Consider the following 23536-nt stretch of genomic DNA (forward strand, 5'->3'; position numbering starts at 1 on the left):
GTTCGTCGGGTCCCGGATAACGGCTTAGTAACCTGGGCCCGTGCGTCTCGCCGTTCTCGACGTCGGATCCAACACGGTCCACCTGCTCATGGTGGACGCCCACAGCGGCGCGCATCCGAAGCCGATGTCCTCGGACAAGGACCAGCTGCGCCTGGCCGAGAACCTCGACAAGAACGGTGCGCTGACCCGCGGCGGTGTGAACGCCCTCATCGAGACCGTGCACAAGGCGCGGGACGCGGCGCGAGCCGCCGGGTGCGACGATCTGATGGCGTTCGCGACGTCCGCGCTGCGCGACGCCCGCAACTCCGCGGAGGTCCTGGAGAAGGTCCGGAGCGAGACGGGTGTCGAGCTCGAGGCACTCCCGGGCGAGGACGAGGCACGGTTCACGTTCCTGGCCGTCCGCCGCTGGTGCGGCTGGTCGGCCGGTCGACTGCTGGTGCTCGACATCGGCGGCGGGTCGCTGGAGCTGGCGGTGGGTCGCGACGAGATGCCGGAGGTGGCCGAGTCGCTGCCGCTCGGGGCGGGCAGGCTGACCCGCGAGTGGTTCACCGCGGACCCGCCGCCCCGCGCCGAGATCGAGGCGCTGCGGGAGAAGGTGCAGGCCGATCTGGCGCCGGTGGCCGGACGGCTGCGGGTCGCCGGGGAACCGGACCGGGCCGTCGGCACGTCGAAGACGTTCCGGTCGCTGGCCCGGCTCAGCGGCGCCGCCCCGTCCAGCGCGGGCCCGCGCACGCCGCGCACGCTGACGGCCGTCGGGCTGCGCCAGCTGACGGCGTTCATCAGCCGCATGTCGAGCAACGACCTGGCCGAGCTGGAGGGCGTCAGCAGCTCCCGGGCACACCAGCTGGTGGCCGGGGCGATCGTGGCGCAGGCCGCGATGGACGCGCTGGGCGTGTCCGAACTGGACATCTGCCCGTGGGCGTTGCGTGAGGGAGTCATCCTCCGGCGCTTCGACATGCTGGACGGGGCGCAACCGGCGGAACATCCGTCGACGCTGACGACCAGTGCCGACCGCTCGGCGCACGATGCGGGTGATGGATCTGGACCCTTGACAAAGCACAGGGCACGGTGGTCGGGATGAGTGTGGACCCAGAGCCGAGACAGCGCACCGTCGCTGAGCTGCTCGCCGAGAACGGGGGCGCGCAGAGCGGCCGTCGCCGTCGCAGGCGTGCGGCCGAGGACGACGGCGCCCCGTTCGAGGCAGGCCCACCCCCTGACGAGGGAAGTGCCGCCCCGCCGTACGGGGCCCCCGGAGGACCGCCGCAGGCGACCGGCCGGTTCGCGGGCGGGCACGCGCCGGAGCCGCAGGGTCCGCCGCCGGGCGGCCAGGGTCCGAACGGACACGGCCCCGGCGGCCCCGCGCAGAACGGGTACGGCCAGAACGGGTACGGCGCGAACGGCCACGCGGCCAACGGTTACGCGGCCAATGGGTACGCGCCTAACGGGTACGCGCCGAACGGGTACGGCGCCCCGAACGGCCCGGACCGCGGCGGTTTCACCCCCGACGGATACGAGGCCGACGGCTACGGCCCGGACGGTGACGCGTTCGGGCAGCCCCCGGCGTTCCCCAACCGCGGCGGCCCCCAGGCGCCCGCGGGTGGCCGCCCGGCCGTGCCCGGCCAGGTACCCCCGCCGCCCGGGCGGCGCGGGCCGGAGCCCGGCCCGCCCGGCGGCATGCCGCCTGCGCAGGGTCCGTACGACCCCGAGTCGCCGACCGGTGCGTTCGAGGCGCACGGTGCCGCGCCGTCCGGGCACGGCGGACCGCCGCCGGACCTCGACGCCGGCCCGCCCACGCAGCTGGGCGCACCCCCGTTGGACGACGACGAGCTCGACGACTTCGACCAGCGCGCCTGGACCGGCGAGATGGCCGACGAGCAGGCCACGGTCGCCGCGCCGGCGCAGCGCCGCCCGGCCCCGCCCGCCGACGGCGGCCAGCCGACCCGGGCCGGTTTCGGCCCGGACGATCTCGACGGCGCCGACGACGACTACGAGGACCACGGCGAGTACGCCGCCGGCGCGCAGGACGACCCGGACGAGTACCGCCGCGGTCGCCGCCGCAGCGCCGTCGCCGGGCTCGACGACGACGACCTGGCTGAGGCGTCCGGCGACGGCAAGGGGGCCGGGACCGGCCAGGCCTGGGCGATGGTCATCGCCCAGTGGGTCGGCGGCGCGATCGTCGGTGCCGGCGTGTGGGTCGGGTTCCGCTACCTCTGGTACTCGTTGCCGGTGGTCGCGCTGGCGCTCGCCGTCGTGCTGACCGTGGGTCTCGTACTGGGCGTCCGCGCACTGTTGCGCAACGACGACCTTCGCACGACCATGTTCGCGGTGTTGGTCGGTCTGCTGCTCACCGTGTCCCCGGCGCTGCTCGTGCTCCTGGACCGGTAACGATGCGTGTCTCCGGGACGACTCCACGCTATGTGTCTCCGTCCGAGCGCGAGATCCCGGTGGCGCTGTCCACGGCGTCGGTCTACCCGGAGGGCGTCGAGGCGGGGTTCGCCATCGCCGCCGAGCTCGGTTACGACGGCGTCGAGCTGATGGTCTGGACCGACCCGGTCAGCCAGGACGTGCGCGCCGTCGAGCGGCTCGCGCACCGGTACGGCGTGCCGGTGCTGGCCGTGCACGCGCCGTGTCTCGCCGTGACCCAGCGGGTCTGGGGCGCCGACCCGATCGAGCGCATCCGGCTCTCGGTGGACGCGGCGGACCGGCTCGGCGCGCGGACCGTCGTCATGCACCCGCCGTTCCGCTGGCAACGGGCCTACGCCGCGCAGTTCCGCGACGAGGTGGCCCGCGCCGGCGAGGTCCGCGGGATCTCGCTGCCGGTGGAGAACATGTTCCCGGTGACAAGGGGCTCGATCAGCACCGTCCCGTACTCGCCGGGATTCGACCCGACCGAGGTCGGCCACCACGCGTACACGCTGGACCTGTCGCACACGGCGGCGTCCGGGTCGGACGCGCTGGCCATGGCCGAGCGGATGGGTGACCGGCTGACGCACCTGCACCTCACCGACGGCTCCGGTTCGACGAAGGACGAGCACCTGGTCCCGGGCCGCGGCAACCAGCCGTGCGCCGAGGTCTGCGAGCTGCTCGCCGACGGAGGGTTCGCGCAGGCCGGGGGCACGGCCGTGCTCGAGGTCAGCACCCGACGATGCCGGACCCGCCAGGAGCGCACCGCCCTGCTGGCCGAGTCGCTGCTGTTCGCCCGGCTGCACCTCGCGCCGGCCGTCGCTTCCGACGAGCTGCCGGTGGGATCCGCGTTGCCCGAGCCCGCCCTGCGCTGACGCAGATCACACGGCCCGTCCGTGGCCCGCGTCGCCGACGGGTGGTAGGTCTGCCTGATGCGGATCATCTGCGGGACGCGACCGTGAGCGCCCCGGCACGCACCGGCCGTCCGTTCTCCGACGCGCTCGGCATCACCCCGCTCGGTGACGGCCGCTTCCGTGCCGACCTCGACGAGGCGTGGTCGATCGGGGCGAAGGCGCACGGCGGGCTGCTGATGGCTGTGATGACCCGCGCCGCCATCACCCGCGCCGCCGACGGGGCGCCGGGCACCGACCCGGAGCCGCTCGTCGTCGCGGCCGACTTCCTGCGCGCTCCGGACCTCGGCCCCGTCGAGCTGCGCACGGAGGTGCTCAAGACCGGCCGCACGGTGTCCGTGGTCGCCGTCCGGCTCCTGCAGGACGAGCGGCTCATGCTGTCCGCCACGGTGACCGCCGGGACGCTGCCGGCCGACGAGCCGCGCTGGGCGGAGCCGGTCCTGCACCCGTCCGAGCCGACGGCGGACGCCCTCGGCGCCGGTACGCCGGACCGGCCCGCGGTCGGTCTCGCCGCAGCGTGCGACCTGCGGTTCCCCGCGGACGCGAACCCGTTCATGCGGGGGGAGACCGGCCCGCCCCGGATGAGCGGATGGGTCCGTCCCCTCGGGGAGGAGCCGGACGTGCTGTTCGCGCTGCTCGCGGGCGACGTGCTCGCACCCACCGTGTTCAACCTCGGCGGCCGTTTCGGCTGGGCACCGACGATCCAGCTGACCGCGCTGCTGCGCGGGCGTCCGGCACCCGGGTGGCTGCGCGTTGACTCGGAGAGCAGGTCGGTGACGGGGGCGTTCTTCGACGAGGACGTTTCCGTCGTCGACTCGGCCGGTCGCCTCGTGTGCCAGGCACGGCAGCTGGCGCTGGCGCCGAAAGGCTGAACTCTAGGCTCGGTGCCATGACACGGATCGCGGTGCTGGGCGGGGGACGGATCGGGGAGGCGCTGCTGAGCGGCCTGCTGGCGGCCGGGTACGAGGCCGGCGGGCTCGTGGTCAGCGAGCGCTACCCGGAACGGGCGCAGGAGCTCCGGGAACGCTACGGCGTGGCCACGGAGCCGGTGGCGGACGCGGTGACGGGCGCGGAGACCGTCGTCGTCGCCGTCAAGCCGCAGGACATCGCCCCGCTGCTCGGACAGCTGAAGGACGTCCTGGAACCGGGCACGCTCGTGGTGTCGCTGTGCGCCGGGCTCCCGGCGTCGCTGTTCGAGGGCGGTCTGCCGGACGGCACCCCGGTCGTGCGCGTCATGCCGAACACGCCGATGCTGCTCGGCGCCGCGATGTGCGCGGTCTCGCCGGGCACCCACGCGACCGACGACCACCTGTCGCGCACCGAGTCCATGCTCGGCACGGTCGGCGCCACGCTCCGGCTGGCCGAGTCGCAGCAGGACGCGGCCACGGCGATCTCCGGATCCGGGCCCGCCTACTTCTTCCTGGTCGCCGAGGCGATGATCGAGGCGGGGGTCGCGCTCGGGCTGACCCGGCCGGCGGCCACCGAGCTGACCGTGCAGACCGCGCTCGGCGCGTCCCGGATGCTCCGCGAGACCGGCGAGCACCCGGCGATCCTGCGGGAGAACGTCACGTCTCCGGCCGGTACGACGGCCGCCGCGCTGCGCGAGCTGGAGCGCCACGGCGTGCGGTCCGCGTGGATGGACGCGATCGTGGCGGCACACCAGCGGTCGGTGGATCTTGGTCGCAGCTCAGCGTAACCCGTTCGCCCGTAACGGGTGACAGGGTGTCACTCTGTCGGGCCTGCTGAATACCACGATCGGGCGTCATGGCCGAGCGTCATCCGTCACATCTGTCCCGGTACTCTCGTCGGGAACACCGGAACGGCGCGGCGCACGGCCCGTGCCGTGGAGGTGCAAAGAGGGAAGGCGGTGCCCGGATGCCCCCCGAGCGTTCCGAGCCGGCACGGTCGACGCAGGTCCAGTTCCTGACCGTGGCCGAGGTGGCCTCGATGATGCGCGTGTCGAAGATGACCGTGTACCGGCTCGTGCACTCCGGCGAGCTGCCCGCGGCGCGGGTCGGCCGGTCCTTCCGGGTACCGCAGCGCGCGGTGGAGGACTACCTCCGCAACGCGTACTTCGACGCGGGCTGAGCCCAGGGTCCCCTGGTCGCTCCGCGGACGTCGGACGGTAGAGTGACCTCTCGGCTGTCGATCCGTCGCCGGTCGCGTGGCTCGTCGCGGTCTCCGCGCGGGTCAGGCCGACCCACCGGCCATCCGGCGTGATCGGATCGCCCGACCACCGTCCAGCAACAGGAGGAACGCCCCATGGGCTCGGTCATCAAGAAGCGCCGCAAGCGGATGTCGAAGAAGAAGCACCGCAAGCTGCTGCGCAAGACCCGGGTGCAGAGGCGCAAGCTCGGCAAGTGACCCACCGCGTCGCGGCGGTAACCCGCCGCGATGCATGTCACCGCCCGTCGCCGGTGTGTTCGGCGTACGTCGGCGGTTAGGATCTGGTTCCTCACCGGCGTCGCCGTTCGTCTCCGGCGCCCCACCTCGACGTGTGCTGTGAGGTCGATCCATGCCGCAGGAGACCCCCTCGGTCGTCCTCGTGACCGGTGTGAGCGGGTTCCTGGGTGGCCACCTCGCTGCCCGGCTCGCCGCGAACCCGGACATCGACCGGGTGCTCGGCGTGGACACCGTCCCGCCGCCGCGCGATCTCCTGAAGCGGATGGGGCGTGCCGAGTTCGTGCGCGCCGACATCCGCAACCCGCTCATCTCCAAGGTCATCTCCTCCGCGTCGGTGGACACCGTCGTGCACGCCTCGCTGTCCGCCAGCCCCGGTTCCGCCGGTGGCCGGGCGACGATGAAGGAGATGAACGTCATCGGCACGATGCAGCTGCTCGCCGCCTGCCAGAAGGCGGAGACGGTGCGGCGCGTCGTGCTGAAGTCCACGACCGCGGTCTACGGCTCCAGCCCTCGTGACCCGGCCGTGTTCGACGAGGCCACCGGCCCGAAGGACCTCCCGTCCGGCGGCTACGCGAAGGACGCCGCCGAGATCGAGGGCTACCTGCGCGGCTTCCGCAGGCGCCGCCCGGACGTCACGACGACCGTGCTGCGCTTCGCCAACTTCATCGGTCCGCGCATCGACACGGTCCTGACCCGGTACTTCGCGCTGCCCGTCGTGCCCACCGTGCTCGGGTTCGACGCCCGTGTGCAGCTGCTGCACGAGGAGGACGCGCTCGCCGTGCTCGAGCGGGCCGCGACGCACGAGGTGCCCGGCGTGTTCAACGTCGCGGCGCACGGCGTGCTGATGCTGTCCCAGGCGATCCGGCGCGCGGGCAAGGTCGCCGTCCCGGTGCCGAGCTCGGCCGTCGGGCCGGTCAGCCGGGTGCTGCGCGGCGCCCGCCTCGTCGACTTCTCGCCGGAACAGATGCGGTTCCTGAACTTCGGCCGCGTCGTGGACCTGCACCGGCTGGAGACCGAGTTCGGCTTCACCCCGCGGTGGACCACCACCCAGGCGTTCGACGACTTCGTGCGCGGCAAGGCGTTGAGTCCGGTTCTCGGGCCGGAACGGCTGGAGGCGATCGAGCGCGGCGTGCTCGGCGCCGCGAGGGCACTGCGATGACCGACCGGAAGCGGACGAGGGAGGACGCGACGATGGCGGAGGCGCGGGTCATCCCGATCCGGGGGAGCCGGACGCGCCGGTCGTCGACGTCGGCCACGCCCGTCGCCGGCCCGGCCGGGAAGACGGTCCGGGCCGAACCCGTCGAACCGGTCGCCGCCGTGCCCGACGAGCCGGACGTGCCACCGGAGTGGGAGAAGGCGCTCGTCGAAGCGTGTGCGTTCCTGCGCCGCCGCCTGTCCGGCGACTACACGGTGGACGAGTTCGGGTTCGATGCGGAGCTCACCGACGCGCTCGTCATGCCCGCGCTGCGGCCGCTCTACGAGCGCTGGTTCCGTGTCGAGACGATCGGCTCGCACCACCTACCGGACACCGGTGGCGCCCTGCTCGTCGCGAACCATTCCGGGACGCTGCCGCTGGACGCGCTGATGACGACCGTCGCCGTGCACGAGGCGCACCCGAACAACCGGCACCTGCGCCTGCTCGGGGCCGACCTGATGTTCCGGCTGCCGGTGGCCGGGTCGGTCGCCCGCAAGTCGGGGGCCACGCTCGCGTGCAACCCGGACGCGGAGCGGCTGATGTCGGGCGGCGAGATGGTCGGCGTGTTCCCGGAGGGCTTCAAGGGGATCGGCAAGCCGTACCGGGACCGGTACAAGCTGCAGCGCTTCGGCCGCGGCGGGTTCGTGTCGGCCGCGCTGCGGACCGGGGTGCCGATCATCCCGTGCGCGATCGTCGGAGCCGAGGAGATCTACCCGAAGATCGGGGACGTCCCGCCGCTCGCCCGGCTGTTCGGCGCGCCGTACTTCCCGATCACGCCGACGTTCCCGCTGCTCGGCCCGGCCGGGCTGATCCCGCTGCCGTCGAAGTGGTACATCGAGTTCGGCGAGCCGATCCGCACCGACGACCACACGGCCGCCGACGCCGAGGACCCGATGCTGGTGTTCAACCTGACCGACCAGGTCCGGGAGACGATCCAGCACACGCTGTACCGCCTGCTCTCCCAGCGGCGCAACGTGTTCCTGGGCTAACGCTTGCGGTAGGCGACACCGGCCGCCACGGCCCCGGCGAGGGCTCCCGCGCCCAGCACGGACGGCACGCCGATCCGGGCGGCCTTGCGGCCGGTGCGGAAGTCGCGGATCTGCCAGCCCCGGGACTTGGCCACGTCGCGCAGTTCCGAGTCCGGGTTCACCGCGACGGCCGTGCCGACGGCGGACAGCATCGGGACGTCGTTCACGGAGTCCGAGTACGCCGTGCAGCGACGCAGGTCGAGACCCTCGGACGCGGCCAGCGCGCGCACCGCGTGCGCCTTCGCGGGTCCGTGCAGGATCTCGCCGACCAGGCGGCCTGTGTAGCAGCCGTCCACACTCTCCGCGACCGTGCCGAGCGCACCGGTGAGCCCCAGACGCCGCGCGATGATCAGCGCCAGCTCGATCGGAGTGGCCGTGACCAGCCAGACCCGCTGGCCCGCGTCCAGGTGCATCTGGGCCAGCGCACGGGTGCCCGCCCAGATCCGGTCGACCATCAGCTCGTCGTAGATCTCCTCGCCGAGCCTGACGACCTCCTCGACCGGCCGCCCGGCGACGAACGAGAGGGCCGTGTCCCGGTGCCCGGACACGTCGCTCTCCCGGCCGCCGACCCGGAACTTGATCTGCTGCCAGGCGAAGCCCGCCATGTCCGACGTCGTGAAGAACTTGCGGGCGGCCAGACCGCGGGCGAAGTGGAAGATCGACGCGCCGACCATCATCGTGTTGTCCACGTCGAAGAACGCGGCGGCGGTGAGGTCCGGCGGGGGTTCGACACCCTCTCCGGGGACGGTGAGCTCCTCGCCCGCGGCGACCGCGGCGGCGGCCGACGCCTCGCCGGCCCTGCGGGCCGGATCGAGGGCGGTCACACGTGAGAGGACCTCGTCCGACTCGGCGATCCCGGCGACCTCGGGACGCCCTGTGGACGGGATCTCGGGCTCGTCGGACCGCGACCCGGGATCTGTCACCACGCGAGCCTTCCTGCCGGTCGAGCAACTACGACGTTCACCTTACTGCGATTGCCCGACCGGCAGGCGGGACTTCGACGCGGTCGTGCCTCAGCCGATGGTGACCGGGCCGAGCCCGGGCAGCAGCGGCGGCAGCGTGATCGGCGGCAGCAGGGAGTCCGAGTCCTTGCTGGTCGTCGTCGTGGACGACGACGTGCTCGGCTCGCCACCGCTGCGCGACTTCGCCGTGTCGTTGCCCAGCAGCGGCGGCAGCAGGCCGCGCTGCTCCTCGGTCGTCGGGTCGGTGGACGTGCCACCGCTCGTCGACGTCTCCGGGGAGGTGCTGCCGGACGGGCTCGGCGACGTGCTGTCGGGCGTGGTGCCCTCCGGGGACTGCTGGCCCTCGGTGGAGGGTTGCCCGGACTGACCGGTGCACGGGCCGTCGGAGGGCAGCGGACCCAGGTCGTCGACGGAGGCGGTGCCACCCTCGGCGCAGCCGGTGCGGGCCCGCAGGGCCTCGGTCCGGGTGAGCACGCGGTCCAGCAGCGTCTTCGACGCCTCGGCGTCCGACGCGTTGGCCGCCGGCCACGAGGACTGCATCTCGGCCATCCGGTCGGACTGCGCGGTGGCCCACGTCCGCAGGTCGGCGAGATCCGACCCGCCCGCGTTGCGGTCCCCGGACAGGATCATCCGGCTGCCGGTGGCGGTCGCGGTGTCGAAGTCGTTCATCGCCGACGTGATGGCGGCCGGGTCGGCGCTCCCGCTCTGGAGCATGCCCTGGACCTCGTCCATCCGGGTCCTGGCGACCTCGAGCTGCTGGGTCGCCTCGGCCTGGTCGCCCCACGTGAACAGCCCGCCGGTCGACTCCGTCGCCCGCTTGACCCCGTACAGGGCGTCACCCGGCAGCGCGTTCTTGCTGGCCGTCGCCGCGACGCCGACGATCACCGCGAGCGCCGCGACGCACGTCACGAGCACGCCGAACCGCTTGCGGATGCTCGGCCTGCGACGGCCACCGGTCTTGCCGGGGCGACTGCGGTCGCGGTCGGGCCGCGTCGAGCGCGTCGACTGCTCGGCCTCGACCGGGTGGTCCGGGTGGTCCGACGGCAGGACGTGCCGCGCCCGGCGGGACCGGGTCGGGAGGCTGCTCGTCTCGTTCGACGAGAGCGTGTGCTCGCCGGCGGCCCGACCGACGGACGCGGCCGGGACGTCCGGCTCCACGTCCGGCACCGGCGGTCCGACCGGGCGGGTGGCCGGTCCGGACGCGTCGGTGATCGGCGGGGCGCCGAGCGGCGCGGTCAGTTCGGAGGGTTCGGGTGCGGGGGCCGGAGGCCGGATGGCATCCTGCCTCTGCTCCGTTCGGCCGAAGCTCTCCTCGGCCATCGCCTCGAACAGGCGGCGGCGCATCCGGGCGGAGGTCTGCTCGTCGGGGGAGAGCGTGTGACGGCTACGGTCCAGCGCCGCGGCCAGCGCGAGTTCGTGCTCGAGCTCCTCCACGGCGGTCGCGCCGAGGGGCGCGTCGAATCCGCGCCCGTCCTCGGCCCGTGGCCTGTCGTCGTCCCATGCCCCCGGCATGCTGCCCGTCCTCACTGCAGTCCTGTGCTGCTTGTAGACGTCGTTCCGGAGTCCGACGGCGTTACGGCCGCCGCTGTCCGGTCCCGACGCGACGCGCTTGTGGCGCGTTCGTCTGCACAACGAGGGGCAGGCGCGGAGGTTACGGTCGAAATACCGTTCACCGCATCGAGTCGTACGCTCGCCGCTGCTACGGCCTGTCGCCGTCCAGATCGGCGGTCGACGACGGCCGCGGCGGTCATCGCAGACCGTCCGGCAGCAGCTGGGCGAGCCGGCGGACCGCACGGTGCTGGAGCGCTTTCACGGCGCCCTCGTTGCGGTCCATGATCTCGGCCGTCTCGGCGACCGAGAGGCCCTTGAGGAACCGGAGCTGGATGCACTCCCGCTGGTCCGGGTTGAGCTTGTCGATCGAGGCGACCAGCTCGGAGTTCGTCGCGTTCTCCAGCACCTGCTGCTCGGGGCCGCCGGTGGCCGGGGAGAGCTCGACGATCTCGGAGGTCGTGGACTCCAGCCGGTAGCGGCTGGACTTCACGTAGTCGAAGATCAGGTTCCGGGCGATCGTCACGAACCACGCGCCGATGTCGCGGCCCTGGTAGCTGACCGAGGAGATCCGGCGCAGCGCGCGCACGAACGTCTCCTGCGTCACGTCCTCGGCGAACGCGCGGTCGCCCATCCGGAACAGCACGTAGCGGTAGACCACGTCGTGGTAGCGCTCGTAGAGCTCGCCGAACGCACGGGCGTCACCGGCCTGGCAGGCCTCGACGAGCGCCCAGGAACTGCCCTCCTCGGTGGAGGGGTCCGGCGGCTCCTGCTCCTGCGGGGTGTCGACCGCGGCCGTTCGGGGGTCGGCCTGGGCGACGTCGCGGGGGCGCTGCCGGGGGAGCGGCATCGACTGTGCGGAGCCCGGTGGTCCTTGTCCCTCGGCGACGGCCTCGGTGTGGGCCATCGTCGGGGTGGGGGAGCTTGCAGACGGCATCGGTGCCTCCCCGTCCGGCTGGGGGCGGACGGTGTCGGTCCGGTCCGGTCCGACCGGGCGGTGTTCGCCGGTGTCGGTCCGGACGTCGGGGCGGACATGCTGGCGGAGCAGCCGCTGCGGTCGCATCGGCCGGGTCATGAATCCCGAAGGGGCCGGCACCGGTCATCGCACCGCGGAAGGCCCCGCGGTGCGCTGGCAACGAGCTGCATGCCACTCCCTTGGGTGAGTCGCGCGTCGAACGCAGGGGTTCGCGCGTTGAACCTCATGTAGCGGCGGAGCATACGACGTGATCCCGAGGGCCTCCGCACTCGCCGTCGGTTCACCACGCGGTCGTCCGCTGAGCGGGCGATTACGCGCGGTCAGTGCACTGGTGGCTCAGCGTGTCCAGTCCGACACGGCGTGTTCGCACGGCGAGCGGCGTGCCCACGCGGCCGGTGCGTGCGACGGTCTTTGTCAGACTGGGGGCACCTGCCCCCGCCGACGTCTCGGCCACCGGCCGTCGTCGCAGTCGTCGAGGAGTCGCACCGTGCAGAGTTCCCGCGCCGAGACCGCCCGGTCCGCGCACGTCGCGGACATGGTCGCGCGCGCCGCGTCCGAGCGGCCGGACCACGAGGCGATCCGGGACCTGGCCGGCGGCGTGTCGCTGACCTGGGCGGCGTTCGACGCGGCCGTCGACGCGGAGGCGCAGCGCCTCACGGGCGCGGGGGTCACGGATGGCGACCGGGTCGTCGTCTCCCTGCCGGACGGCGCCGCGTTCTGCGTGGCCCTGCTCGGCGCCATGCGGGCGGGTGCCGCCGCAGTGCCGGTCGGCACCGGGTCCGTGCCGCGCGAGCTGGAGATCGTCTTCGGCCAGGCGGAGCCCGCGGTCGTGGTGGCCGAGGAGGGTGAGCGCACCGTGGCGGCTGCCGCGGACGCCGCCGGTGCCCGGCTGCTGCCCCCGCCGTCCACCGAGGCGTCGGCCGGTGCCGGAGCGGCGGCGGACGGTCGGGGCGGCGGGGAGTCGTTGGCGCTCATCGTGTTCACGTCCGGTACCACCGGCCGTCCGCGCGGCGTCCAGCTCTCGCACCGGGCGCTGCTGGCGAACCGTGAGCAGGCGGCCGCGCTGCGGCCCGCGCCGGTGACCCCGGTGGACCGCGTGCTGCTGGCCCTGCCGCTCTACCACGTGTACGGCCTCGCGGCGGGTCTGTTGCAGGTCTGCTGGGCTGGCGCGACCGTCGTGATCCCCGGACGCTTCGACCCGCACGTCGCGGTGGACGCCGTCGCATCCGAACGGGTCAGCGTCGTGGCGGGCGTCCCGTCGATGTTCCGCGCCCTGCTCGACGTGCCCGCCGACCGTCTGCGCTCCGCGCTCGGCGGGGTGCGGCTGTGCACCTCGGGCGGCGCCCCGCTGCCGCGGGAGTGGCTGGCCGCGTTCCGCGAGGCGACCGGGCTGGAGCTGCACGAGGGTTACGGGCTCTCCGAGGGTGGCCCGGTGATCACCTCGAACGACCTCGGGCGCCCGCCGAAGCCGGGCTCCGTCGGCCGGGTGCTGCCGGGCGTCGAGCTGCGGCTGGTGGACTCCGACGGCAACCCGCTGGTACCGGCCGACGATGACGACGATGACGGCGACGTCCTCCTCGGGGACGGCTCCGACCCGTCCGACGACACCGGGCTGATCGCCCTGCGCGGGCCGAACCTGTTCTCCGGCTACTGGCCGGACTCCGACGGAGGCCCGGACGCCGACGGCTGGTTCCGCACCGCGGACGTCGGCTACCTGGACTCCGACGGCGACCTGCACCTGGTCGACCGCTCCTCGGACCTGGTGATCGTGAACGGGTTCAACGTCTACCCGCGCGAGGTCGAGCAGGTGATCGCCGAGCTGGACGCGGTGTCCGAGGTCGCCGTCGTCGGGGTGCCGGACGACCGGACCGGCGCGGCGGTGAAGGCCGTCGTCGTCCCGTCCGACGGCTCGCTGACCGAGCAGGCCGTGCGGGACCACTGCGTCGCCCGCCTCGCCCGGTTCAAGCGCCCGGCCGAGGTGACGTTCACCGACGCCCTGCCGCGCACCCCGACCGGCAAGATCGCCCGTCGGACGCTGGCGAGGATGTGACCGTGGCGCACCGGGTGGAGGTGCTGACCCGCGTCGGCTGTCATCTGTGCGACGTCGCCGAGCAGGAGGTCGCACGGATCTGCACGGAGCTCGACGTGCCGTGGTCGGCGACCGACGTCGACTCCGACGCGGAGCTGCGCGCCGAGTACGGCGACCAGGTACCGGTGATCATGGTCGACGGCCGTGAGCACGGGTTCTGGACGGTCGAGCCGGACCGCCTGCGGGCCGCGCTCACCGGTCCGTGAGCGCACCGGCCGCGAGCAGGAGCACCACCCGTCCGGTCCCGGCGGGCACGCGGTGCGGGCTCTCCCTGCTGTCCGCCGCGGCCGGGATCGGTGCCGGCCACCTGTTCGGCGGGCTCGTCTCGCCGTCGTCCGCCCCGGTGCTGGCCGTCGCCGACCGGGTCGTCGGGACGGTCCCGACCGCGCTGACCGAGTTCGCGATCGCGACGTTCGGCGCCGCGGACAAGATCGTCCTGGTCGCGGGCGTGCTGGCCGTGCTGACCGCGGCGGCGCTCGTGGCGGGGGCGCTCTCGCGCCGGGACGAGCGGCCGGGGACGGCGGTGCTGACGGTCCTCGGCGGGATCGGTGTGGTCGCCGTGATCACCGGGCCCGCGTTCGGTCCGCTGGACCTGCTCGCGCCCGCCGTGTCGCTGATCGTCGCGACCTGGCTGTGGCGCAGGCTGTACCGGCTCGCGCGGCGGGCGGCCCGGGCTGCGGGCCCGCCCGCGACCGACCCGCCGGGACCCGCGACCGACCCGCCGGGACCCGCGACCGACCCGACGGGACTTGCGACCGACCCGCCGGGACCCGCGACCGGGTCTCCGGCGGACCGGTCCGCGGCGAGCCCCTCGGCGACCGACCGTCCTCCGGCGACCGGCCGTCCCGCGGTGACCAGCCGGAGGCGCCTGCTGCAGGCGTCGGCCGCGGCGGGTGCCGGAGCGGTCGCGGCCGGTGCGGCGGGAACGGCGCTCGGCGCGGGGATCTCCGCCGCGGGCGGGACGACCGGCTCGCAGGCGACGGTCACCGCACGGCTCGCCGCAGCCCGGGTCCGCCGCGCGCCCGCGCTGCCGGCCGGGGCCGACCTCGGCCTGCCCGGCGTGACGCCGTTCGTGACGGCGAACCCGGACTTCTACCGGATCGACACGGCGCTGCGCGTCCCCTCGCTGCGCGCCGAGGACTGGAGCCTGCGGGTGCACGGGCGGGTCGCCCGCGAGCTCGAGATCTCCTTCGACGAGCTGATGTCCCGACCACTCGTCGAACGCCGGGTGACGATGACCTGCGTCTCCAACGAGGTCGGCGGCAGCCTCGCGTCCACCGCGCTGTTCGTCGGCGTCGAGCTGCGCGACCTGCTCCTGGAGGCGGGGCCCGACGTCGGCGCCGACCAGCTGCTGTCCACGAGCACCGACGGATGGACCGCGGGTACACCGACCGGCGTCGTGCTGGAGCCGGGCCGTGGCGCGTTGCTCGCGGTCGGGATGAACGGCGAGGCGCTGCCCCGCGAGCACGGGTTCCCGGTGCGGATGGTGGTGCCCGGCCTGTACGGCTACGTCTCGGCCACGAAGTGGCTGGCCGACCTGGAGCTGACGACGTTCGCCGGGCGGTCGTCGTACTGGGCCGACCGCGGGTGGGGCGTGCTCGGTCCGATCAAGACGGGGTCCCGGATCGACGTGCCCGCCGCGTACGGCGACGTCGCGGCCGGCCGGGTGGTCGTGGCCGGAACGGCGTGGTCGCAGCCGCGCGGCATCTCCCGCGTCGAGGTCCGGGTGGACGACGGGCCGTGGGTCGACGCCGAGCTCGGCGCGGCCGACTCCGGCGACGCCTGGCGGATGTGGCGCGCGGTCGTGGACATGGCCCCTGGCGGCCGGAACGTCGTGTGCCGCGCGACCGACGGCGACGGGCGGACGCAGACCGCGCAGGAGGCGCCGGTGCTGCCGGACGGGGCGACCGGATGGCCGTCCCGGCGGGTGGTCGCGCGGTGACCCCGGCAACGCTCGGAGCCGTCGCGTAGCGCTCGTCACACGACGAGCGGCGTCTCTGGTTCGTTCGCCGGTAGGTCCTGGTCACCGGCCCGATCGAGCACGTCGAGGACCAAGATCGCAACTTTGTCCGCGAGTTCACAAGCGGCTACCGTGGGTCCTCGTCGCCGGATCGGGGGCTTGACCCTCGTCCGGCGCCCGCCGGGCGAGCCCCATCGGCTCCGGCGTGGCCCACCTTCTGGCGGGCAGCAGAACAGACCGTGCCCACCACGGGCTGTCGGCGTCGACAGTGTCGACGATGTCGGCCCGCGGGACAAGACCCGCAGGAGTCCGCGTGACGCGAGCGTCCGAGTCCGGCGCAGGCGACGCCGCATCCGGTTCGCCGGGCGTCGTGGCCGCCGCCGACCCGGCGGGCGTGCGTCTCCCGCGCCCGATCCCGGACGCGACCGTCTCCCGTCTGGCCGTCTACCTGCGGCTGCTCGGCCAGTTCGCCGAGCAGGGTGCGGCGACCGTGTCCAGCGAGGAGCTGGCGACGGCGTCCGGGGTGAACTCGGCCAAGCTCCGCAAGGACCTGTCCTATCTCGGCTCGTACGGCACCCGTGGCGTCGGCTACGAGGTCGGCGCGCTGCAGCACCAGCTCGAGCGCGTGCTCGGCCTGGACCACCGGCAGTCGGTGGCGCTGGTCGGCGTCGGGAACCTGGGGCACGCGCTGGCCGGGTACGCGGGCTTCGGCGGCCGCGGCTTCCCGATCGACGCGATGTTCGATGTTTCCCCCGACCTCGTCGGGAGCACCATCAACGGCATCGAGGTCGGGCACGTGCGCGACATCGAGACCGTGTGTCGCGCGCGCGGCGTGACGATCGGGATGGTCGCGACGCCCGCTCCGGTCGCGCAGGACGTCTGCGACCTGCTCGTGGCGGGCGGGGTCGAGTCGATCCTGAACTTCGCCCCCGTGGTGCTGCAGGTGCCGGACGAGGTCGAGGTGCGCAAGGTGGATCTGGCGGTCGAGCTGCAGGTCCTCGCGTTCCACGTGGCGCGCCGCCACGGTGTCGCGGGCACCCTGGGCAGTACGAACGGAACGGTGAACGGATCGGTGGTGTCTCCGTCATGAGTGTCCTCGTGGTCGGGCTGTCGCATCGGAGCGCGCCCGTCGAGGTGCTGGAACGCCTCGCGGTGCCGCCGGGCGATGTCCCCAAGCTGCTCGAGGAGATGCTCGACGGCACGCACGTCGACGAGGCGGTCCTGCTCTCGACGTGCAACCGCGTCGAGGTCTGCGCCGTGGTGGACGCGTTCCACGGCGGCCTGAACCACGTGACCGACGTGCTGTCCCGGTACGCGGGCTTCGAGCTCGGCGAGCTGTCCGAGCACCTGTTCGTGCACTACGCGGGCTCCGCCGTGCAGCACCTGTTCTCGCTGGCCGCGGGCCTGGACTCGATGGTCGTCGGCGAGTCGCAGATCCTTGGCCAGCTGCGCACGGCCTACGCCGCGGCCGACGAGTCCGGCTCGGTCGGCAAGGTCCTGCACGAGCTGGTGCAGCAGGCGCTGCGGGTCGGCAAGCGTGTGCACGCCGGGACCGGGATCGACGCAGCGGGTGCCTCCGTGGTGTCCGAGGCGCTGCGCGACGCCGACCGGGCGCTGGGCGGCGGGCTCGACGGGGCTCGCGCCGTGATCGTCGGAGCAGGGGCGATGGGTGCGCTCGCCGCGGCCCACCTGCTGCGCGCGGGCGCCCGCGAGGTGGTGGTGCTGAACCGGTCCGCGGAGTCCGGCGAGCGGCTCGCCGAGAAGGTGCGCGAGCAGGGCGGCACGGCCCGCTCCGGCCCGCTGACCGAGCTGGGCGCCGAGCTCGTCGACGCCGACGTGCTGATGGCCTGCACCGGCGCGGTCGGTGCCGTCGTGGGTGTCGAGCCGGTGCGCGACGCCGTGGCCGCCCGCCCGGACCGGTCGCTCGTCGTCTGCGACCTCGGGCTGCCGCGCGACGTCGAACCGGCCGTCGCGGACGTGCCCGGCGTGAGCGTCGTCGATCTGGTCACGCTGCAGAAGCGGCTGCTGGACGCCGAGGACGAGGGTTCCGTCGCCGTCGCCCGCCGGATGATCGCCGAGGAGGCGCAGCAGTACCTCGCCGGGCAGCGCTCCGCCGAGGTCACGCCGACCGTCACCGCGCTGCGTCGCCGCGCGTCCGAGGTCGTCGACGCCGAGCTGCTGCGGCTGGACTCGCGACTTCCGGACCTGGACTCCACGACCCGCGAGGAGCTCTCGCGCACCGTCCGCCGCGTCGTCGACAAGCTGCTGCACACGCCGACCGTGCAGGTCAAACGCCTGGCCGAGGGGCCGGACGGGGCCGGGTACGCGGCCGCGCTGCGGACGTTGTTCGAGCTCGACCCGCAGGTCGCGGCCGCCGTCGCGACGCCGGTCGAGATGGGCGGGGACCTCTCCGCGGCGCTCGACCCGTCGACGGCGGGCGCGGCGACGACGATCGGTACCGCCCCGCCGGAGCAGGGAGGCGACCGGTGACGGCCGTGCGGATCGGCACCCGTCCGTCGAACCTGGCGATGACCCAGGCCGGGACCGTGGCCGACCGGCTGCACGCGGCCGGTATCGAGGCCGAGCTCGTTCCGGTCTCGACCACCGGCGACCGTTCGATGGCGCCGATCACCACGCTCGGCACCGGCGTGTTCGTGTCCGCACTGCGGGACGCGCTCGCCGCGGGCGAGGTGGACGTCGCGGTGCACTCGTACAAGGACCTGCCCAGCGCACCGGATCCGCGGCTGGTCCTGGCCGCGGTGCCGGTCCGGGAGGACCCCCGTGACGCGCTCGTCGCGGGCGGGCGCGTGCTCGGCGAGCTGGGCCGGGGCATGCGCGTCGGCACCGGATCGCCGCGGCGCACGGCGCAGCTCTACGCGCTCGGCCTGGGCCTGGAGGTCGTGCCGATCCGGGGCAACGTCGAGACCCGGATCGGGAAGGTGCACTCCGGGGAGGTCGACGCCGTCGTCGTCGCCGCCGCCGGACTGCGCAGGCTCGGCCGCATCGACGACGCGGACGAGCTGCTGGATCCGCTGCAGATGCTGCCCGCCCCGGCACAGGGGGCGCTGGCGGTGGAGTGCCGCGGGACCGACACGGACCTCGCCCGCGACCTGAAGGCCGCACTGGACGACCCGGTCAGCCGCGCCGCGGTGACCGCGGAGCGCGCCGTGCTGGCCACGCTGGAAGCCGGATGCGAGCTGCCCATCGCCGCACACGCCGACGTCGTCTCCGACCTGGACGACGACGGCCGCGCGATCGACCGGATCTCGCTGCGGACCGTGCTGGGCATCGGAGACCTGACGGAGGGCGCCCTGCTGCGTGCCTCCGCGACCGGAGAGATGGACGCCGCCGAGAAGCTCGGAGCGGCGCTGGCGCACGAGCTGCTCGACATGGGCGGCGAGAGAAGCGTAGGCGGGACGAGCATCGGTACTGACGTATCGGGAGTGGAACAACAATGAACCGTGGACCATCCTCAGCGGGGCGCATCGCCTTCGTCGGCAGCGGCCCCGGTGACCCGGCGCTGCTGACCGTCCGCGCACGGGACGTCCTGGCCGCCTCGCCGCTGGTGATCGCCGACCCGGACGTGCCGGAGTCGATCCTGGCCCTCGCCGCCGAGGGTGCCGAGGTGCGCCCGGCCGTCGGCCAGCCCGGGGACGTCGCGGGCGACCTGCTCGCCGAGGCGCACGGCGGCCGGTCCGTCGCCCGCCTCGTCGCGGGCGACCCGCTGACCAACGACGCCGTCGTCGCCGAGGCGCTGGCGGTGTCCGCGTCCGGCACCCCGTTCGACGTGGTTCCCGGCGTCCCGGCGAGCACCGCGGTGCCCGCCTACGCCGGTGTCGCGCTGGGATCCGCGCACGTCGAGGCCGACGTCCGCGCCGGCGTCGACTGGGCCGCGCTGGCCGCGTCCCCCGGCCCGGTCGTGCTGCACGCGTCGGCCGCGCACCTGGCCGACGTGGCCGAGGGCCTGACCCACCAGGGCGCCCCCGCCGACACCCCGGTGGCGATCACGTCCGGCGGGACGACGTCGACGCAGAAGACGCTCTCCTCGTCGCTGGCCACGATGGCGGCCGACGGCGGCGAGCTGGAGGGGCCGCTCGTGCTCACCGTCGGCGACGCCGCGGGCCGCCGGGGCGAGCTGTCCTGGTGGGAGTCCCGGGCGCTGTACGGCTGGCGGGTCCTGGTGCCGCGCACCAAGGACCAGGCCGGCGTGATGAGCGAGCGGCTGCGGATGCACGGCGCCATCCCGGAGGAGGTCCCGACGATCGCCGTCGAGCCGCCGCGTTCCCCTGCGCAGATGGAGCGCTCGGTGAAGGGCCTCGTCGACGGCCGCTACCAGTGGGTCGTGTTCACCTCGACGAACGCCGTGAAGGCCGTCTGGGAGAAGTTCCACGAGTTCGGCCTCGACGCCCGTGCGTTCTCCGGCGTGAAGATCGCCTGCGTGGGCAACGCGACGGCCGAGAAGGTGCGCGAGTTCGGCATCGTGCCCGAGCTGGTGCCGGACGTGGACGAGGCGCAGACGAACACGTCGGAGGGTCTGCTGGAGATCTTCCCGCCGTACGACGACGTGCTCGACCCGGTCGACCGGGTGCTGCTCCCGCGCGCCGACATCGCCACCGAGACGCTCGCCGCCGGTCTGCGCGACCGCGGCTGGGAGATCGACGACGTGACCGCCTACCGGACCGTCCGCGCCGCCCCGCCGGCCGCGCCGATCCGCGAGGCGATCAAGACCGGCGGGTTCGACGCCGTGTGCTTCACCTCGTCGTCGACGGTGCGGAACCTGGTCGGCATCGCCGGCAAGCCGCACACCCGCACGCTCGTCGCCTGCATCGGCCCGGCCACCGCGGAGACCGCCCGCGAGTTCGGCCTGCGCGTGGACGTGCAGCCGGAGGAGGCCCGGGTCCCGACGCTGGTCGACGCACTGGCCGAGCACACCGCGAAGCTCCGCGCCGAGGGTGCCCTGCCTCCGCCGCGGAAGGTCAAGGCCCGCCGCCGCTGAGCGCCGCACCACTCCCGGGACGACCCCGGACCACACCGGTCCGGGGTCGTCCGCTGTCCGGGCGCTGCCGATGTGAACACCACGGCTGCCCGCCGGTCCCCGGACAACCGTCACGTTCACGTCACCCCGGATCTCGGGGCGCCCCGACGGCAAGGCGGATGCGTCGACGGCTCGTCCTGCCTAGGCTCGGGGCGTGCCGTTGTCGTTCTCCGAGGAGCCAGGGACCGGGCTGGTCGCGGTCACGCTGACCGACGACGACGGCGAGATCGTGCAGACCCGCGTGGTGTCCGCCGACGAGCTGAAGCGGATCACCGCCCGCGCCCGTGCACTGGTGGCCCGCGGTGACGCCGTCCCGTTCGTCACGCTCGACGAGCTGGTCGACGGCCCGTCCGACCCGAACGGGGACGAGTCCCGGTCGTAGGCTGGACGCATGGGTTTCCCGGCACAGCGGCCACGCAGGCTGCGGTCCACCCCGGCGCTGCGACGGATGGTCGCCGAGACCGAGGTCCGCCCGCGGCAGTTGATCCTGCCGATGTTCGTGCGTGAGGGCGCGACGGACCCGGTGCCGATCTCGTCGATGCCCGGCGTCGTGCAGCACACCAGGGACTCCCTGCGCAAGGCGGCGACCGAGGCGGTCGCGGCGGGTGTCGGCGGCATCATGCTGTTCGGCGTCCCGGAGCACCACGACGCGACCGGCTCCGGCGCCGTCGACCCGGACGGCATCCTGAACGTCGCGTTGCGCGACGTGCGCGCCGAGGTCGGGGACGACGCCGTCGTGATGGGCGATCTGTGCCTGGACGAGTTCACCGACCACGGCCACTGCGGCGTCCTGGACGCGGACGGCCGCGTCGACAACGACGCCACGCTCGAGGTCTACGCGCGGATGGGCGTCGAGCAGGCCCGTGCGGGCGCCCACATGGTCGGCCCGAGCGGGATGATGGACGGCCAGGTCGGCGTCATCCGCGAGGCGCTGGACGAGGCCGGGTTCGCCGACACCGGGATCCTCGCCTACACCGCCAAGTACGCGTCGGCGTTCTACGGGCCGTTCCGCGAGGCGGTGAACTCGCAGCTCAGGGGCGACCGCAAGACCTACCAGCAGGACGGTGCGAACGCGCGTGAGGCGCTGCGCGAGCTCGCGCTCGACCTCGACGAGGGCGCCGACATGGTCATGGTGAAGCCGGCGCTGGCGTACCTGGACGTGCTGAGCCGGGTCGCCGACGTCGCCGACGTGCCGGTCGCCGCCTACCAGATCTCCGGCGAGTACGCGATGATCGAGGCCGCGGCCGCACAGGGCTGGCTCGAGCGCGAGCGGACGATCCTGGAGACGCTGACGTCGATCCGGCGGGCCGGAGCGGACGTCGTGCTCACGTACTGGGCGTCCGAGGTCGCCGGGATGATCGATCGCTGAGGTCCGTCGTGGCGACGGTGCGCGCGCAACCACTACCGTGGGTGGTGTGAGTACGCCATCCGGCCCGCAGGACGGCACCGAACCCTCTGCAGGTGACGGCGGCGCGGCCCCCGCGGGACCGGCCTACTACCGGCCGGGCCCGTCGTCCGGCTACTACCCGCAGTACCCGCAGAACCCGTACGGCCCCGGCTCGTCCGGGGTGCCGCCGCAGTTCGCAGGCGGGTACCCGGCCGCGCGCCCGCAGGAGACCTACCCGTACGGAGGCCCGTTCCCGGCGGGGACCGGCCCGCAGTACGTCGGGCAGACCGGTGCGACGGGCCGTCCGCGCAACGTGGTCACCGGGTTCATGTTCCTGCTCGTGTCACCGGCGTTGTTCATCGTGGTCGGGCTGGTACTGGCGCTCGCGCCGCTGACCCCGGACATGTTCCCGCCGGAGACCGGGATCCAGGAGGCGCTGACCGCGTCCGGCCTGACCATGGAGCAGCTGCTGTCCGCGATGCGCACGTTCGGTGCCGTGCTCGCGGTGCTCGCCGTGGTCTACGCGCTGCTGGCCGTCGTCTCGTTCCTCGGCAAGCTCGGTGCGCTGATCACGCTGACCGTGCTGACGGTGCTGTTCGACCTGTTCTGGCTGCTCGCACTGCTGTCCGCCGCCACGAACCCGATCGGCGCGATCCTCCCGGTGATCGTTCTCGGGACGAGCATCGTCGGCGTCACGCTGATGTTCTCCGCGCAGTCGCGGGCCTGGTTCGCCGCGCGCCGCTGACCGCGCCGCCGGACGTCACCGCCGGATCCCGCGCCCGGCCACCCGGCGGGCCCCGGTGGCGAGCGCGTGTCCGGCAGCCCACTGCTGGGCAGTGAGGTCCCGGGGGAGCGACCGTTCGGTCACCTGGTGCTCGCTCGCCCACGAGCGGACGGCGCTGCGCGGGATCCCGCTGCGCACCAGGATGTCCGGGACACCCCGCCCGCGTCCCTGGAACACCGACCGGACCCAGGCCTGGTAGCCGGGACGCTCGGGTACCAGCGCCCGCGGGCGCCGGTCGACCACGAGCAGCCCCGCGTCGACCGACGGCCGCGGCCGGAACGCGGAGGCGGCGATCCGGCGCTGCAGCGTGAAGCGGTACCAGGGCCACCACTGGGCCGTGAGCAGCGTCGCGCCACCGACTCCGGCCCGCTTGCGGGCCACCTCCCACTGGGTGACCAGGACCGAGCGCTGCCAGGCGCCCAGGCGCAGCAGTCGTCGCAGCACCGGTGTGGTGAGGGCGAACGGCACGTTGGCGACGAGGTCGTGGTCGGTCGTCGGCGGGGCGTGCCGGAGGATGTCGTGGTCGGTCACCCGGACGTGCGGCCCGGCGATCCGGCGCAGATGCTCGAGTGATCGCGGGTCGAGCTCGACGGCCTCGACCGGGCGGCCCAGCCGGGCGAGGCCACGAGTGATCGCCCCGGTACCCGCGGCCCACTCGACGACAGGGAGGTCGCGGTCGGCCACCAGCGCGACGATCTCGTCGACGATCCGGCGGTCGGTCAGGTGGTTCTGGCCCAGCTCGTGTGGGCCAGGGCGGTGATGTGCGGACACGGATCGGCTCCAGGAAGGGAGGGCGGAGCCGGGCAGCACGACGCGCCGCCCGGCGGGGATGCCGGCGGCGCAGAGATGCGAACG

23 protein-coding genes are annotated in these 23536 nt (G+C 73.9%); 19 read left to right on the forward strand and 4 right to left on the reverse strand.

Translation table 11 applies throughout. The annotated features are described in order from the left end of the window. Window positions 1–40 precede the first annotated feature (40 nt). From EV378_RS20520 to EV378_RS20560, 9 genes are all read left to right on the forward strand, one after another. Window positions 41–1081, forward strand: a complete 1041-nt coding sequence (locus EV378_RS20520; RefSeq protein WP_132428746.1) for a Ppx/GppA family phosphatase — start codon at window positions 41–43, stop codon at window positions 1079–1081. Continuing rightward, the gene (locus EV378_RS35425) at window positions 1078–2385 is read left to right on the forward strand and encodes a hypothetical protein (RefSeq protein WP_165922404.1); all 1308 of its coding nucleotides are present in this window, start codon (window positions 1078–1080) and stop codon (window positions 2383–2385) included. The genes EV378_RS20520 and EV378_RS35425 overlap by 4 nt, the downstream gene beginning before the upstream one ends. A gap of 32 nt (window positions 2386–2417) precedes the next feature. Then, window positions 2418–3278, forward strand: a complete 861-nt coding sequence (locus tag EV378_RS20530; RefSeq protein ID WP_243653674.1) for a sugar phosphate isomerase/epimerase family protein — start codon at window positions 2418–2420, stop codon at window positions 3276–3278. Between the two features lie 83 nt (window positions 3279–3361). Then, window positions 3362–4186, forward strand: coding sequence for a thioesterase family protein (locus EV378_RS20535; RefSeq protein ID WP_132428751.1), 825 nt, complete (start codon window positions 3362–3364; stop codon window positions 4184–4186). A gap of 17 nt (window positions 4187–4203) precedes the next feature. Then, on the forward strand, window positions 4204–5010 hold the full coding sequence (proC, locus tag EV378_RS20540; protein ID WP_132428753.1) for a pyrroline-5-carboxylate reductase: 807 nt from the start codon (window positions 4204–4206) through the stop codon (window positions 5008–5010). Between the two features lie 179 nt (window positions 5011–5189). Then, on the forward strand, window positions 5190–5402 hold the full coding sequence (locus EV378_RS20545; RefSeq protein ID WP_132428755.1) for a helix-turn-helix domain-containing protein: 213 nt from the start codon (window positions 5190–5192) through the stop codon (window positions 5400–5402). A gap of 174 nt (window positions 5403–5576) precedes the next feature. Beyond that, on the forward strand, window positions 5577–5678 hold the full coding sequence (locus tag EV378_RS20550) for a 30S ribosomal protein bS22 (RefSeq protein WP_010241351.1): 102 nt from the start codon (window positions 5577–5579) through the stop codon (window positions 5676–5678). Window positions 5679–5829: 151 nt separating this feature from the next. Beyond that, window positions 5830–6876 carry an NAD-dependent epimerase/dehydratase family protein gene (locus tag EV378_RS20555; RefSeq protein ID WP_132428757.1) on the forward strand — a complete coding sequence of 349 codons (1047 nt, stop codon included), beginning with the start codon at window positions 5830–5832 and terminating at the stop codon, window positions 6874–6876. After that, on the forward strand, window positions 6873–7901 hold the full coding sequence (locus EV378_RS20560; RefSeq protein WP_132428759.1) for a lysophospholipid acyltransferase family protein: 1029 nt from the start codon (window positions 6873–6875) through the stop codon (window positions 7899–7901). Before EV378_RS20555 ends, EV378_RS20560 begins: the two co-directional genes overlap by 4 nt. On the opposite strand, the gene EV378_RS20565 is transcribed toward EV378_RS20560, so the two are convergent. From EV378_RS20565 to EV378_RS20575, 3 genes are all read right to left on the reverse strand, one after another. Further along, window positions 7898–8794 (reverse strand): HAD family hydrolase, encoded by an 897-nt coding sequence (locus tag EV378_RS20565; RefSeq protein ID WP_165922632.1) that lies wholly within the window; start codon window positions 8792–8794, stop codon window positions 7898–7900. The two genes, EV378_RS20560 and EV378_RS20565, sit on opposite strands and share 4 nt — an antisense overlap. A gap of 159 nt (window positions 8795–8953) precedes the next feature. Beyond that, window positions 8954–10414 (reverse strand): DUF5667 domain-containing protein, encoded by a 1461-nt coding sequence (locus EV378_RS20570; protein WP_132428761.1) that lies wholly within the window; start codon window positions 10412–10414, stop codon window positions 8954–8956. A gap of 235 nt (window positions 10415–10649) precedes the next feature. Then, a complete protein-coding gene (locus EV378_RS20575; RefSeq protein WP_132432451.1) occupies window positions 10650–11300 on the reverse strand; it encodes a sigma-70 family RNA polymerase sigma factor in 651 nt (216 codons plus the stop codon). A gap of 661 nt (window positions 11301–11961) precedes the next feature. Here EV378_RS20575 and EV378_RS20580 point away from each other — a divergent pair. The 10 genes from EV378_RS20580 to EV378_RS20625 all read left to right on the forward strand — a co-directional run bounded on the left by EV378_RS20580 (window position 11962) and on the right by EV378_RS20625 (window position 22642). Further along, on the forward strand, window positions 11962–13476 hold the full coding sequence (locus EV378_RS20580; RefSeq protein ID WP_132432453.1) for an AMP-binding protein: 1515 nt from the start codon (window positions 11962–11964) through the stop codon (window positions 13474–13476). 2 nt (window positions 13477–13478) lie between these two features. Then, window positions 13479–13721 carry a glutaredoxin family protein gene (locus EV378_RS20585; protein WP_132428763.1) on the forward strand — a complete coding sequence of 81 codons (243 nt, stop codon included), beginning with the start codon at window positions 13479–13481 and terminating at the stop codon, window positions 13719–13721. Beyond that, window positions 13718–15457: a molybdopterin-dependent oxidoreductase gene (locus EV378_RS20590; protein WP_243653676.1), complete on the forward strand. Its 1740-nt coding sequence runs from the start codon at window positions 13718–13720 to the stop codon at window positions 15455–15457. Before EV378_RS20585 ends, EV378_RS20590 begins: the two co-directional genes overlap by 4 nt. A gap of 295 nt (window positions 15458–15752) precedes the next feature. Then, window positions 15753–16565 carry a redox-sensing transcriptional repressor Rex gene (locus EV378_RS20595; protein ID WP_132428765.1) on the forward strand — a complete coding sequence of 271 codons (813 nt, stop codon included), beginning with the start codon at window positions 15753–15755 and terminating at the stop codon, window positions 16563–16565. Beyond that, window positions 16562–17965 carry a glutamyl-tRNA reductase gene (locus EV378_RS20600; protein WP_132428767.1) on the forward strand — a complete coding sequence of 468 codons (1404 nt, stop codon included), beginning with the start codon at window positions 16562–16564 and terminating at the stop codon, window positions 17963–17965. Before EV378_RS20595 ends, EV378_RS20600 begins: the two co-directional genes overlap by 4 nt. A 38-nt stretch (window positions 17966–18003) precedes the next feature. Continuing rightward, window positions 18004–18933 carry a hydroxymethylbilane synthase gene (gene hemC / locus EV378_RS20605; RefSeq protein WP_243653936.1) on the forward strand — a complete coding sequence of 310 codons (930 nt, stop codon included), beginning with the start codon at window positions 18004–18006 and terminating at the stop codon, window positions 18931–18933. After that, the gene (locus EV378_RS20610) at window positions 18930–20471 is read left to right on the forward strand and encodes a bifunctional uroporphyrinogen-III C-methyltransferase/uroporphyrinogen-III synthase (protein WP_132428771.1); all 1542 of its coding nucleotides are present in this window, start codon (window positions 18930–18932) and stop codon (window positions 20469–20471) included. Before hemC ends, EV378_RS20610 begins: the two co-directional genes overlap by 4 nt. A gap of 193 nt (window positions 20472–20664) precedes the next feature. Beyond that, window positions 20665–20892, forward strand: a complete 228-nt coding sequence (locus EV378_RS20615; RefSeq protein WP_132428773.1) for a hypothetical protein — start codon at window positions 20665–20667, stop codon at window positions 20890–20892. A 9-nt stretch (window positions 20893–20901) separates the two neighbouring features. Beyond that, window positions 20902–21879: a porphobilinogen synthase gene (gene hemB, locus EV378_RS20620; protein WP_132428775.1), complete on the forward strand. Its 978-nt coding sequence runs from the start codon at window positions 20902–20904 to the stop codon at window positions 21877–21879. Between the two features lie 46 nt (window positions 21880–21925). Beyond that, window positions 21926–22642, forward strand: coding sequence for a hypothetical protein (locus tag EV378_RS20625; protein WP_132428777.1), 717 nt, complete (start codon window positions 21926–21928; stop codon window positions 22640–22642). 15 nt (window positions 22643–22657) lie between these two features. Here the strand turns inward: EV378_RS20625 and erm are convergent, their stop codons facing one another. After that, window positions 22658–23452, reverse strand: coding sequence for a 23S ribosomal RNA methyltransferase Erm (gene erm, locus EV378_RS20630; protein WP_132428779.1), 795 nt, complete (start codon window positions 23450–23452; stop codon window positions 22658–22660). Window positions 23453–23536: the final 84 nt, after the last annotated feature.

Source organism: Pseudonocardia endophytica, assembly GCF_004339565.1.
Classification (GTDB): domain Bacteria; phylum Actinomycetota; class Actinomycetes; order Mycobacteriales; family Pseudonocardiaceae; genus Pseudonocardia; species Pseudonocardia endophytica.

Bases quoted from the DNA above. Each gene is read 5' to 3' on its own strand.
- EV378_RS35425 (WP_165922404.1), top strand. From the start codon at position 1,078: ATGAGTGTGGACCCAGAGCCGAGACAGCGCACCGTCGCTGAGCTGCTC.
- hemB (WP_132428775.1), top strand. From the start codon at position 20,902: ATGGGTTTCCCGGCACAGCGGCCACGCAGGCTGCGGTCCACCCCGGCG.
- EV378_RS20545 (WP_132428755.1), top strand. From the start codon at position 5,190: ATGCCCCCCGAGCGTTCCGAGCCGGCACGGTCGACGCAGGTCCAGTTC.
- hemC (WP_243653936.1), top strand. From the start codon at position 18,004: ATGACCCAGGCCGGGACCGTGGCCGACCGGCTGCACGCGGCCGGTATC.
- proC (WP_132428753.1), top strand. From the start codon at position 4,204: ATGACACGGATCGCGGTGCTGGGCGGGGGACGGATCGGGGAGGCGCTG.
- EV378_RS20575 (WP_132432451.1), bottom strand. From the start codon at position 11,300: ATGCCGCTCCCCCGGCAGCGCCCCCGCGACGTCGCCCAGGCCGACCCC.
- EV378_RS20610 (WP_132428771.1), top strand. From the start codon at position 18,930: ATGAACCGTGGACCATCCTCAGCGGGGCGCATCGCCTTCGTCGGCAGC.
- EV378_RS20570 (WP_132428761.1), bottom strand. From the start codon at position 10,414: ATGCCGGGGGCATGGGACGACGACAGGCCACGGGCCGAGGACGGGCGC.
- EV378_RS20555 (WP_132428757.1), top strand. From the start codon at position 5,830: ATGCCGCAGGAGACCCCCTCGGTCGTCCTCGTGACCGGTGTGAGCGGG.
- EV378_RS20580 (WP_132432453.1), top strand. From the start codon at position 11,962: ATGGTCGCGCGCGCCGCGTCCGAGCGGCCGGACCACGAGGCGATCCGG.
- EV378_RS20600 (WP_132428767.1), top strand. From the start codon at position 16,562: ATGAGTGTCCTCGTGGTCGGGCTGTCGCATCGGAGCGCGCCCGTCGAG.
- EV378_RS20595 (WP_132428765.1), top strand. From the start codon at position 15,753: ATGTCGGCCCGCGGGACAAGACCCGCAGGAGTCCGCGTGACGCGAGCG.
- EV378_RS20560 (WP_132428759.1), top strand. From the start codon at position 6,873: ATGACCGACCGGAAGCGGACGAGGGAGGACGCGACGATGGCGGAGGCG.
- EV378_RS20550 (WP_010241351.1), top strand. From the start codon at position 5,577: ATGGGCTCGGTCATCAAGAAGCGCCGCAAGCGGATGTCGAAGAAGAAG.